The organism is Clostridium sp. AM49-4BH (assembly GCF_003478335.1).
Taxonomy (GTDB): domain Bacteria; phylum Bacillota; class Clostridia; order Lachnospirales; family Lachnospiraceae; genus Butyribacter.
Window position 1 is genome coordinate 1 of sequence record NZ_QUFB01000034.1, and the last position, 12303, is coordinate 12303.

Here is a 12303-nt window from a genome sequence, read left to right on the forward strand (position 1 = left end):
CAAACATCCGGAAATGTCTTCTCATCAATTTTAACCGATGCCGCATCTGCTGTTCCTCCTGCAAAGCAGGCGATTCCTATCGCTGCTATTGTACTTAAGATTAATTTTTCCATTGGATCATAATGATCACTCCTTCCTGCTATTATGAAATTTTTGTTTTCCTTATACCGCAACATAGCAGCATAAGGGATATTACTTTTTTTGTCTTTGATACATTTAGTACACCAAATATTAATAACAAAATCAATAGTTTGAACGCAATCTTAAGAATTCTTAAGAATTATGTTTTTTATTTGTTTCATATGTTTTATTTTGTATTGTATGTTCTTTGACAGCATATCCTTGTTCGTGGTATTCTATTTTTGTGCTGATAAAGCAACATTTACGATCTAAGAAAGGATTGATATATTATTATGCAAACGAGAAAAACAATTATTGCGGCTGCTTTAGTTTGGATGGCAGGCTTGCTTGGAATCATTCTTTTTCAAGATGTCTTTGCCGGATCCCTGTTGGGCGCAGTTTTAGGTATACTGATGGTGATCGTCACACTGGCTGCTACCTATTTTATGGTGGATGGTATGCTCATGCTGAAACAACAGAGCGAAGAACAGCAGGATTTACTGCAGCGAGCTTATCAAGATAAATTATTAGAATTAATGAGTCAGGAGATGGAACGTCTGAATGACAAAAAAGGCGAACCTGCCACTATCGACGATGCTTCTTTCGAACAGTACAAAGAATCCATCAACAAAACTACGTTGCAGGCCGCCAAACTTATTGTGAAATATAATAAAAAATCAACAGAAGAGATCCATGATAAGCTGGATCAATTATTGGACAAAACCAAAACTTCTTAATACAAAGATCCAAACGGTCAATGTTACCGCTGACAAAACTGTGGTTGCGACCACAATACTAGAGGCAAGCTCTGCATCGCCATCCATGTTTTTTGCCATGATATAAGACGCCGGTGTGCAGGGCGATGCCAGCATGATAAGAAGTGCGATCAACTTTTGATCGCGAAATCCCATATATATGGCAAGTGGCATAAATACAGCAGCCAGACCGATCAACTTAATAAAGGATGCACCCAAGGTCGGCTTAATCTTTGCAAGTGCCTCTCTGCCACGAAATGTTGCACCGATCGAAATAAGTGCTAACGGCGAGGTCATAACTCCCATATTCGATATTGTCTTTTTAACCATCCACGGAAATTTAATATTAAAAAATGATGCGATCATCCCAAGCACAATTCCAATGATGATCGGATTTGTCAACACGCCAATACACGCTTTGCGGATGCCCTTTTTGTCTGCGTCACTGCTCGTAAAGGTCAAAATGATGACCGCAAAGATATTGTAAAGAGGGACAGATCCAATGATCATCAATGGTGCCATGCCGGAAGTCCCATATATGTTTTGAATAAAGGCAACACCTAAGATCGCCGCACTGCTGCGGTATGATCCCTGCACAAAAGCACCGACCATTGATTTGTCCGGCATTAGCTTTGCCGCCAAAAACCAGATCACAACGATGGAAATCAGCGTTATAATAAAACAAAACCCTATGTACGGTGCATCAAAATTCTGTCGGATGTTAGTATCAGCCAGATCCAAAAAGATCATACAAGGCAGACAGGCTCTGAACACGAATTTATTGGATATGCTTGCAAAGTGCTCATCGATCAAGCCAATCTTGCATAAAAGATTACCGATCACGATCACTGCAAATACCGGAACTGTCGCATTTAAGCTAAATATAAAACTACTCATCGTATTATCTCCTCTGTTCTTTTTCTAATATAGCAAATCTATTTCCATAGATAATTTCTATAAATCGTATTCACCTATTTTTATTTGCTGCACCAATAACTGTACCACATAATACTTTATAGTGTCAAAAATAGAGAATTGTGCTATACTATAATTTACGCAAGGGACAATGTCGTTTTCTCGCAGGAATTAAATGAAAGAATGGAGAATAGAGATGGCAAAGAAAAGTTTAACCCGCAGAGGGTTAAAAATTATTGTTGTTGGCTGTGGTAAAGTCGGCGAAACGCTCACCGACCAGCTAACCAGAGAAGGGCATGAAGTCACTTTGATTGACAAAGATCCCACTAAAGTCCATGACCTGACAAACATGTATGATGTAATGGGCATTGTTGGAACAGGTGCAAGTTACAGTGTACAGATGGAGGCAGGCATTGAGAGCGCAGACCTGTTGATCGCTGTCACCGAATCTGACGAGCTCAATCTGCTGTGCTGTACTGTTGCAAAACGCGTCGGCGATTGCTCTGCAATTGCCCGTGTAAGAACTCCGGAATACAGTGAAGAAATCCCTTATTTACGTGAGAAACTAGGACTTGCGCTGATCATTAACCCGGAGCAAGCAGCTGCAAATGAGGCAGCGCGATTACTCTACCTGCCTACTGCCTTGGAAGTTCACTCTTTTGCTCATGGTCAGGCCGAGATCGTAAAGTTTAAGCTTGCTGAAAATAATACAATGAATCAGAAATCGATTGCAGACTTGGGTCGTACCGGACTTCTCGACCGTATCGTCATTTGCGGCGTAGAACGCGATGGCGAAATGACGATCCCAGCCGGAGATTTTATCTTTGAAGAGGGAGATATGGTTTCTTTCGTTGCCGCTCAACATGACGCGAAGAATTTTATGCGACGCATTGGACTTCCTACCAATCAGGTGCGTGACACAATGATCGTCGGCGGTGGCAAAGCTGCTTATTATCTGGCAAAATGCTTACTGGATGTCGGTATCGAAGTCAAAATGATCGAGCGAAACCGCGCCCGTTGTGAAGAGTTGGCTGTGATGCTTCCGGATGCGATCATTATTAATGGCGATGGCACAGATACCGAACTTCTTAAGGAAGAAGGCATTGAGCATGTAGAATCCTTTGTCTCTCTGACTGGAATTGATGAGGAAAATGTGCTTCTGACGCTTCATGCCAGAAACGTATCGGATGCCAAAGTAGTTACGAAGATTAACCGCTCCAACTTCAAAACCGTGATCAACGAACTGGATCTGGGAAGTGTTGTGTATCCAAGACATATTACTTCTGAAACGATCATTGCCTACGTGCGCGCAAAACGTGCTTCGCTAAACAGCAACGTAGAAACTGTATACAATTTGTTTGATTCTCGTGCGGAAGCAGTGGAATTTTTGGTGAAAGAAGAATGTGAAGTAACCGGCAAACCTTTAATGGAACTGAAACTCAAGAAGGATCTTTTGGTTTCGTGTATTTTTCGCAATGGCGAAATCATCATGCCATCCGGTAATGACTGCATTATGGTCGGCGATGCCGTATTGATCGTAACTGCACACACCGGACTGGGCGATCTGCAGGATATTCTGGCATAAACGGCAAGATATACTGTGCCTGCGGCAATGTGCTGAAGCCCCAGAAAGGCTGGCTGGCATAGAAAGGAATGTAGATTTAATATGAATTATTCGGCTGTAAAATATATTTTATCGTATGTATTAATGATTGAAGGTGCATTGCTCCTTTTTCCATTTATTGTTGGTGTCCTATATATGGAACAGAAAAGTGTATGGTATCTGCTGGTCGCAGTTATCTGCATTGTTCTGGGTGTGTTGGGAACACGTCATAAACCCAAAAATGCGATGTTTTATTTTAAGGAAGGCTGTCTGGCAACAGCCGCCAGTTGGATCACACTCAGTATTTTCGGTTCTCTCCCATTAATATTGACTGGTGAATATCCAAGTTACGTGGATGCACTGTTCGAAATCGTGTCCGGTTTTACGACCACAGGAGCGACGGTGTTGAGTGATGTGGAATGTCTGTGCCATGCAACACTTTTTTGGCGCGCATTTACACATTGGATCGGTGGTATGGGTGTACTCGTCTTTTTGCTGATGATCATTCCTATGAGTGGCGGCTCCAATATGAATCTGATGCGTGCGGAGAGCCCGGGGCCTTCCGTTGGCAAGCTGGTGCCGCATCTTAAATCCACGGCACAGATTTTGTATGTGATCTATTTTGGCATGACTGTCGTTCAGGTAATCCTGCTGTTGCTCGGCGGCATGTCTTTATTTGAAGCGATCACGACCTCATTTAGTGTCGCCGGTACTGGTGGATTTGGTATTAAAAATGATAGCATTGCAAGTTATTCTCCATATCTGCAATGGGTGATCACAATATTTATGCTGCTATTTGGTGTGAATTTTAATGCCTATTATCTGTTACTGCTTCGCAAATGGAAAAATGCTCTGAAAATGGAGGAAGTTCGTTATTATTTTCTGATCATTGCAGTAGCGATCGGTATTATCTTTTGCAATATTTTACAGATGGTTGGAAATGCAGCAGATGCATTGCGCCAGGCTTCTTTCCAGGTCGCTTCCATTATTACAACAACCGGCTATTCCACCGTTGACTTTAACTTATGGCCGCAATCTTCACGCACGATCATGGTGCTTTTGATGTTTATCGGTGCATGTGCAGGAAGTACCGGCGGCGGTATGAAAGTATCGCGTATCGTGATCTTATTTAAGACAGTTGGTAAGGAATTGCACTCCTATATCCATCCGAAAAGTATTCAGAAGGTTAAATTTGAAAAGAAACCGGTGGAACACGAAGTGCTGCGTGCAACGAATGTATATTTTATCACATATATAATCGTATTTGCCGTTTCAACCTTCCTGATCTCCTTTGAGGAAAAGGACTTGGTGACAACATTTACTTCTGTTGCAACAACACTCAACAATGTTGGCCCCGGATTGGAAAAAGTCGGCCCGATAGAAAATTTTGGAGCATTTACTCCTTTCAGCAAATGTGTCTTTATGTTTGATATGATCGCAGGCAGACTGGAGCTATTTCCACTGTTGATCCTATTTCATCCTGCGTTGTGGAAAGATACTCTATTTCATCGTTCCAAAGACAAAAAATCCAGCCGACGGGTAACCGCTCCCGCTAAGGCGGCTAAGAAAAAAGCAAATAAATAAGCGAATGGCATACAAAAGCAAAACCGGCTTGCACCGTTACGGTGCAAGCCTTTTTACTAACACAGTTATCTAATAGGATTCCCATTGTCATTACAGTCCACTTCTGCTGTCATAACATAACCTATATCTACAGCATTGCATCTGCCAATGCTTCCAAATTCGGAATATCACTCTCTTTCAGTGTTGACTTGATCGTAACGACCGGATCTACGATCGTAATATTCTTCATCGGCTCTAAAATTGCTTTCATCGTGCGTGCCGCAGTTGGTCCCCAAGAACCATTCTCTACGATTCCAACTTTGCGATTCTGATATGCCTTGCTCTGCAAATGATGCAGGAAGTCCTGCATGCAAGGAAATACGCCGCCATCGTAACTTGCTGCTGCCACGATCATTCTGTCATAACGGAATGCGTCCTCTATTACTTCTGCCATATCTTCTCGCGCAAGATCACTGACAACGACTTTTTCTGCACCCTTGCTGCGGAGGATTTCTGCAAGTTTCTCTGCTGCTTTACCGGTATTGCCATGAATAGACGCATATGCGATCAGGATACCTTTGCTTTCCGGCTCATAACTGCTCCAAGTATTGTAAAGATCCAAATAATATCCGAGATTTTCTGTCAAGATCGGTCCATGTAGCGGGCAGATTGTTGCAATATCAAGTCCGGCCGCTTTCTTTAACAAAGTCTGCACCGGTATTCCATATTTACCAACAATATTAAAGTAATATCTGCGTGCCTCACACGCCCAGTCCTCATTTTCAGTAAGAGACAGTGCACCAAATTTACCAAAACCATCTGCGGAGAACAGAATTTTTTCGCTGCTCTCATAAGTAACCATAACTTCCGGCCAGTGTACCATCGGTGCCATTACAAATGTCAATGTATGTGATCCCAAAGAAAGTGTATCACCTTCTTTAACTGTCAAAGTATGTCCCTCTAACGGCAGGTCAAAAAACTGTGGAAGCATCTGGAACGTTTTCGCATTTCCAACTAAAGTTACCTCCGGGTATAATTCTACCAAACGCGCAATGCTTCCGGCATGATCCGGCTCCAAATGCTGTATGATCAAATAGTCTACAGCACGACCGTCTAACGCTGCAGTCAAGTTCTTCTCCCACTGCTCCATGCCTCGCTTGTCCACCGTATCCATCAATGCAACCTTGTCATCCAAAATGACATAGGAATTATAAGAAACTCCTTTCGGTACTACATACTGACTCTCGAATAGATCGATCGTTGTATCGTCCACTCCAATGTATTTTACAGAATCTGAAAACTTAACACTCATATGTATCCTCCATTCTTGCCACAACGGGCTTATATTTTTTCTGCCTCTATTATACACATCCTATGTGTAAAATGCTACTAAAAATAATATGGAATTACCATGTATTTCCATTTGACATCGTCATAAATTTGCTAACCGGTGGCACACTATAAATGTAACCGGTTGATCATTATGGGTTACTCTGTAACGTTTTGCGGTGCCCATAAACACCTTACAGAAATGGAGATTATTATGTCAAAAAAACAAACAAATCAGTCACCAAATTATGAGAACTGCTCTGACAGCACACAGAATTGCGGAAGCAACAATTCCTCTAACAAATCTTCTGCAAAGTCAAGCAACAAGAGCTCTAACAAATCTTCTAACAGCTCTTCCAACAAATCTTCCAACAAGGCTTCCGATCGTTCTTCTAATACGTCAAACGATTGTATGTACTAGAGTGGGGATCTGTTCTACACAACATCAATTGTGCAGTGATCGCATTCTCGCAGATCATGTTTTCATTATAGGAAGCGAGAAGTTTTCTATAACGAAAAGCAGCAGTCAGGTTTCATGCAAACAACATGAAGCCTATCTGCTGTTTCTTTTTTGTCTATCGGTGTGCTCTGAATTTACAGATTGGATTGCCTAGAGCATAAAATTTCTGCTCATATTCCGTCATAATATTATCTGCTGCCGGTCCATTTTCATGTAAATGATAGGATACATAATCGGCATGCCAGCCCGCTTCCTGAAGCTGCTCGAGTGAGAAATCAAATAATGGGCGATTGTCTGTCTTAAATTCAACGACACCAGCCCGCTGCAGGATCTGATCGTATCTTGACAAAAATGTAGTCGAGGTCAAACGACGCTTTGCATGACGATCCTTTGGCCATGGATCTGAAAAATTGAGATATATCCTGCCAACCTCGCCCGGCTCAAAATAATCGGTAATTTCTTCCGCATCCATTCTCATAAAAAGCAGATTATCTAATGCAAGCTCCTCTCTTTTGTCAATGGCGCGAATCAATACACTGGAATATTTTTCAATACCTATATAATTAATGTTCGGATTCTGCTGTGCCAACGTCGTAATAAACTGACCCTTTCCCATGCCAATCTCTATGTGTATCGGATGGTCATTATGAAAATACTCACGATTCCAACGTCCCTTGAAATCAGCTCCATCCGTACCATCCGTCTGTATCGTATACGGATCCGCCAAAATTCTTTCGTCAGCTCCTTTTATATTTCGTAATCTCATACTTCCTCCATTTGCTCGATAATTGTAATTTCCTGCGCCATGCTGCGGAGCATCTGTTCTCCAACGTTGGACCGCTTGATCTGCTCCGGACTGTGTGCATCTATTCCGATAATTGCTTTATTTTGCACTTTGCCCGCAATATCCAAGAAGCGTTTGCTCGGATAATGTCTGCCATCAACAGCACCAAGCATATTTAACTCGATCGGGCGGTCATGTTCTTTTAAATACTGACAAAGTCTTGTCATGTGCCGCTCATAAATCGCTGCATTTCCAACATAATTAATGAGATCCGGGTGAGCCAAATACAGATATCTGCCGGACTCGAGCCCTGCAATAACGGTATCCACATAGTTCTGTAACGTTGTTTCATCCGTTGTCGGCGCACCGGTATAAACTCCGTCGCGTTCCTGCTTCAGAAAATGCTGACCCAATATCATATAGTCGATCGGATATGGTGCAAGTAATTCATCCTGCGCTTCGATCAGATCCGGCATATGTTCCGTTTCAAAGCCGATCAAAATTCGAATATTATTGCGATATTCTGTTCGCAGTCTCTGCATAGAATCCACATATTCTTCAACCTGATCCGCTCTCATACGGATTCCGGACACAAAATCATCTTTATAGACCCATGGGCAATGGTCCGAAAAGCCCAGCACCTGTATCCCTGCTGCAATGGCAGCCTCAACATACTCGCGGTCTTCACCTACTGCATGCTGACAGCGTTTGGTGTGCGTATGATAATTTGCATACATGGTCTCGTTTCCTTCTTTCCGTAAAAAAGCAAAGCCAGCGCTTTGCTTTAGTAATTTCCTATTCCGTAAAAAAGCAAAGCCAGCGCTTTGCTTTAGCAATTTCCTATTCCGTAAAAAAGCAGCTGACGGGAGTCGAACCCGCCCCCTTAGCTTGGGAAGCTAATGTACTACCGATATACTACAGCTGCATATTTGCAAGTGATCTGCTACTTGTTAGCTCTTAACAGGCCATCTCGGCAGATAACAATGTATGTCTGCATACTTGCTATCTGCTTTTGACCCTTATCTCTTATATATTAAATCAGATTTTACTCAAAAAGTAAAGATTTCTTTAGCAAATCTCTGCACCCGCCGGCATCGTTTTCTCTGGTGCCATCAGTGCCAGATTACCTTCTGCATCTTCTGCACAAAGTAACATTCCTTCAGAAAGAACTCCGGCTAACTTAGCTGGTTTCAGATTCACCAAAACCATCACTTTCTTGCCGACCATTTCCTCTGCGGAATAATGCTGCTTGATTCCGGATACGATCTGCTTTACTTCGCTGCCGATCTTAACCTGTGAACAAAGAAGCTTTTTGGACTTTTTCACTTCCTCGCAGGCAATGATCTCTCCTACCTGGAACTGCATCTTCATAAAGTCATCAAATGTAATCTCCTCTTTTGGCTCAATATCAATGACTTCCTCTTCGGTCTCGCCACTCTCTGCCTTAGCTTCTGCGATCTGTTTCTGCTTGATCTCCTCTGCTTTGGCAAGCACTTCCTTTGGATCCAGTCGCATAAAGAGGATCTCCGGTTTTTCTACAACGTGTCCACCTGACTGGTACAGCCCGAACTGATCCATCTGATCATAAGCGCGTTTTTGTGCGCCAAGCTGAGCTAATATCTTATCCGTTGTATTCGGCATAAATGCCTCTAACAGGCTGGCGCCGATCGTGATCGCCTCAACCAGATTATATAATACTGTTGATAAACGATCTTTCTTTGCTTCATCTTTGCCTAAAACCCAAGGCTCTGTCTCATCAATATATTTATTGCAGCGTTTGAACAGAGCAAATACTTCTGTAATCGCATCCGCTACACGAAGTTGGTCCATTTTGGCTGTTACTTTGGCTGGTGTTGCCAGAACAAACTGCTTGAGGTTATCGTCTACTTCCTCAGATACACCCTTGTCTGCCACAACGCCGCTCAAGTATTTATTTGTCATCGAGATCGTACGATTTACCAAATTACCAAGTACGTTCGCAAGATCGGAGTTCATACGCTCTACCATCAGATCCCAACTGATCACACCATCGTTCTCGAATGGCATCTCATGCAATACGAAATAACGCACAGCGTCAACACCGAAAATATCAACAAGATCATCTGCATAGATCACATTACCCTTGGATTTACTCATCTTGCCGTCGCCCTGAAGCAGCCATGGATGACCAAACACCTGCTTCGGAAGTGGGAGATCAAGTGCCATCAGCATGATCGGCCAATAAATCGTATGGAAACGCAATATGTCTTTACCGATCAGATGCAGATCTGCCGGCCAAAACTTCTTATAAAGATCCTCGCCATTTTCCAAAGTGTCATTACCATCTAAGTCAAATCCAAGACCGGTAATATAGTTGCTTAATGCATCAATCCATACATATACAACATGATCCGGATCAAAATCTACCGGAATTCCCCATTTGAAAGAAGTGCGGGATACACAGAGATCCTGCAGTCCCGGAAGCAAGAAGTTGTTCATCATCTCGTTCTTGCGGGACTCTGGCTGAATAAACTCAGGATGTGTATTGATATGCTCGATCAAGCGGTCTGCATATTTGCTGAGCTTGAGGAAGTATGCCTCTTCTTTCGCCGGCTGACATTCTCTGCCGCAGTCCGGGCATTTACCATCAACAAGCTGGGATGATGTAAAGAAAGACTCACATGGTGTACAATACATTCCTTCGTAGAATCCTTTATAAATATCTCCCTGCTCGTATAATTTCTTGAATATTTTCTGTACCTGTTTCTCATGATAATCATCCGTTGTACGAATAAATTTATCATACGATGTATTCATCAGATCCCAGATTGTCTTGATCTGTCCGGATACGTCATCAACAAACTGCTTTGGCGTTACTCCTGCCTCTTCCGCTTTCAGTTCGATCTTCTGACCATGCTCATCCGTACCGGTCTGGAAACGAACATCATATCCTTCTAATCTTTTATAACGCACAATACTGTCTGCGAGCACTGCCTCATACGTATTACCGATATGTGGTTTGCCGGACGTATATGCGATCGCGGTCGTCAAATAAAATGTCTTCTTGTCTGCCATTTCGTTCCCTCTTTCTGCAAAAAACGTCTTTAAGGCTCGGTGTCCCAAACCTTAAAGACGATTTACTCGTTTTATTGCTTCTTTGTGTTCCTAGCCTTTTACTAGTTTAGTTTATCCCATATGGTCTGTCAAGATACCTCATTGACAAATTCCTATGCTCAAAATTAACGATGCATCGAGAAGGTGTCCATCGGATAATGTTCGAGATTCTCGTGTACTCCACGCTCATCTGCCTCACCCAATAATGCATTGCGGTCTTTCATCGCTGCCTTCTCGGTACGGTGCTGGCTAGGGCCGCCAACACAACCGCCTTCACAGACCATACCCTCAATAAAGTCTTCCGGCAAACGGCCAAGTTTTAACAATGTCAATGCTGTCTTACATTCAGCTGCACCATTACAGGTACGAACTTTGATATCGGCATCTCCCTGTGTCTCTTCCAAACATTGAATCACTGCCGCAGTAACACCGCCTGCATTAGCAAATTTCTTACCATAAATACTTGCTTCCTGTGAATCATTCTCCGCCGGCTCAAACTTCACATTCCTAGCTTTCATAATAGAACTGAGTTCGCCGTATGTTAATACATAATCTGCATTGCCCTCAATGCTCTTATCCTGACATTCTGATTTCTTAGCAACACATGGTCCGATAAATACAGTTACCGCTTCCGGCTCTTTCGCCTTGATCATTCTGGACACTGCACACATTGGTGATACTGTCGTAGATACACAATCCCATACCTCCGGGAAATGTTTCTTGACCATATTTACAAATGCCGGACAGCAGGAGGTTGTCTTCTTCTTGCCATCTTTGGCTGCTTCTGCCCACTCTTCTGCCTCTGCAGCTGCTGTCATGTCTCCACCAAGACCAACTTCGATCATATCCTTAAATCCAATCTTCTTTAAGGCTTCTCGGATACTGGTCATGGAAATATCTTTACCAAACTGTCCCTCTGTTGCCGGAGCTACCATAGCATATACCGGCTTACCAGCCAACATATCATTAATAATGTCTACAACAAAAGTCTTGGATCCAATTGCACCGAATGGACAGCTGTGAATACAATGTCCACACTGAATACATTTCTCCTCATCAATCACACAAATGCCATTCTCATCGAAAGACATTGCATCTACCGGACACGCTCTCTTACATGGACGCATCAGATCAGCAATGGCGTTATATGGACATGCCTTAGAACAAAGTCCACATTCTTTACACTGACTAGGATCGATGTAAGCACGGTCTTTTCCCATAGAGATCGCACCAAAGCGGCACGCCTGCTGACAGGATCTCTTCATACACTTACGACAGTTATCTGTTACTACATAACGTGCAATGGAACACTCCTCACAAGCAGAAGAAATAACCTGAATCATGCTGTCACTCTGCTTATCACTCGGGCATTTACCCTCTGCCAAACGCACACGCTGGCGGATAATTTCCCTCTCTTTATAAATACAGCAACGAAATCTTGCTTTTGGTCCCGGAATCATCTGGAATGGAAGAAGCTCCTTCCCCTCCTCAAGTTTCTTGTCATACGCTAACTTGGCTACCTCTTGTAAAACCTTGTGCTTAATGTTTAACACTGTTACGTCATCTGAAAGCATATTGTACTCCTTTCCATTTGGTTCATCTTAATAATTTTTCTCAATACAGTTTTCCGCCATTATAACATATCCCTTGTGGAAAATCTACACAATACGTTTGCATTTTC

General features: G+C 42.7%; 10 protein-coding genes and 1 tRNA gene. 3 read left to right on the top strand and 8 right to left on the bottom strand.

Annotated features, from left to right (window positions below):
* The first annotated feature begins 413 nt into the window (after window positions 1-413).
* The gene (locus DW981_RS09995) at window positions 414-857 is read left to right on the top strand and encodes a hypothetical protein (protein ID WP_118507614.1); all 444 of its coding nucleotides are present in this window, start codon (window positions 414-416) and stop codon (window positions 855-857) included.
* Here DW981_RS09995 and DW981_RS10000 read toward each other — a convergent pair.
* Window positions 831-1772 carry an AEC family transporter gene (locus DW981_RS10000; RefSeq protein WP_118507615.1) on the bottom strand — a complete coding sequence of 314 codons (942 nt, stop codon included), beginning with the start codon at window positions 1770-1772 and terminating at the stop codon, window positions 831-833. The two genes, DW981_RS09995 and DW981_RS10000, sit on opposite strands and share 27 nt — an antisense overlap.
* A 214-nt stretch (window positions 1773-1986) precedes the next feature.
* Here DW981_RS10000 and trkA point away from each other — a divergent pair, with 214 nt between their 5' ends.
* Window positions 1987-3375: a Trk system potassium transporter TrkA gene (trkA, locus tag DW981_RS10005; RefSeq protein ID WP_118507635.1), complete on the top strand. Its 1389-nt coding sequence runs from the start codon at window positions 1987-1989 to the stop codon at window positions 3373-3375.
* Window positions 3376-3456: 81 nt separating this feature from the next.
* Window positions 3457-4977 (top strand): TrkH family potassium uptake protein, encoded by a 1521-nt coding sequence (locus tag DW981_RS10010; RefSeq protein ID WP_118507616.1) that lies wholly within the window; start codon window positions 3457-3459, stop codon window positions 4975-4977.
* Window positions 4978-5104: 127 nt separating this feature from the next.
* On the opposite strand, the gene DW981_RS10015 is transcribed toward DW981_RS10010, so the two are convergent.
* The 7 genes from DW981_RS10015 to DW981_RS10040 all read right to left on the bottom strand — a co-directional run bounded on the left by DW981_RS10015 (window position 5105) and on the right by DW981_RS10040 (window position 12196).
* Complete coding sequence (locus tag DW981_RS10015; RefSeq protein ID WP_022024527.1) at window positions 5105-6268, bottom strand: FprA family A-type flavoprotein; 1164 nt, start codon at window positions 6266-6268, stop codon at window positions 5105-5107.
* Between the two features lie 263 nt (window positions 6269-6531).
* Window positions 6532-6657 (bottom strand): hypothetical protein, encoded by a 126-nt coding sequence (locus DW981_RS15935; protein WP_279220190.1) that lies wholly within the window; start codon window positions 6655-6657, stop codon window positions 6532-6534.
* A 203-nt stretch (window positions 6658-6860) separates the two neighbouring features.
* Entirely contained in the window at window positions 6861-7511 is a 651-nt protein-coding gene (gene trmB / locus DW981_RS10020; protein WP_118507617.1) for a tRNA (guanosine(46)-N7)-methyltransferase TrmB, read from the bottom strand.
* Entirely contained in the window at window positions 7508-8266 is a 759-nt protein-coding gene (locus DW981_RS10025; protein WP_118507618.1) for a histidinol-phosphatase, read from the bottom strand. The genes trmB and DW981_RS10025 overlap by 4 nt, the downstream gene beginning before the upstream one ends.
* Before the next feature lie 117 nt (window positions 8267-8383).
* Window positions 8384-8454 (bottom strand) — tRNA-Gly (locus tag DW981_RS10030).
* 143 nt (window positions 8455-8597) lie between these two features.
* On the bottom strand, window positions 8598-10631 hold the full coding sequence (metG, locus tag DW981_RS10035; RefSeq protein WP_279220191.1) for a methionine--tRNA ligase: 2034 nt from the start codon (window positions 10629-10631) through the stop codon (window positions 8598-8600).
* A 116-nt stretch (window positions 10632-10747) separates the two neighbouring features.
* Entirely contained in the window at window positions 10748-12196 is a 1449-nt protein-coding gene (locus tag DW981_RS10040) for a 4Fe-4S dicluster domain-containing protein (protein ID WP_022024523.1), read from the bottom strand.
* Window positions 12197-12303 lie beyond the last annotated feature (107 nt).

Excerpts from the sequence above, each read along its gene's own strand:
- DW981_RS10040 (WP_022024523.1), bottom strand. The coding sequence starts at position 12,196 with ATGCTTTCAGATGACGTAACAGTGTTAAACATTAAGCACAAGGTTTTA.
- DW981_RS10025 (WP_118507618.1), bottom strand. The coding sequence starts at position 8,266 with ATGTATGCAAATTATCATACGCACACCAAACGCTGTCAGCATGCAGTA.
- DW981_RS10015 (WP_022024527.1), bottom strand. The coding sequence starts at position 6,268 with ATGAGTGTTAAGTTTTCAGATTCTGTAAAATACATTGGAGTGGACGAT.
- DW981_RS10000 (WP_118507615.1), bottom strand. The coding sequence starts at position 1,772 with ATGAGTAGTTTTATATTTAGCTTAAATGCGACAGTTCCGGTATTTGCA.
- DW981_RS10010 (WP_118507616.1), top strand. The coding sequence starts at position 3,457 with ATGAATTATTCGGCTGTAAAATATATTTTATCGTATGTATTAATGATT.
- trkA (WP_118507635.1), top strand. The coding sequence starts at position 1,987 with ATGGCAAAGAAAAGTTTAACCCGCAGAGGGTTAAAAATTATTGTTGTT.
- trmB (WP_118507617.1), bottom strand. The coding sequence starts at position 7,511 with ATGAGATTACGAAATATAAAAGGAGCTGACGAAAGAATTTTGGCGGAT.
- DW981_RS09995 (WP_118507614.1), top strand. The coding sequence starts at position 414 with ATGCAAACGAGAAAAACAATTATTGCGGCTGCTTTAGTTTGGATGGCA.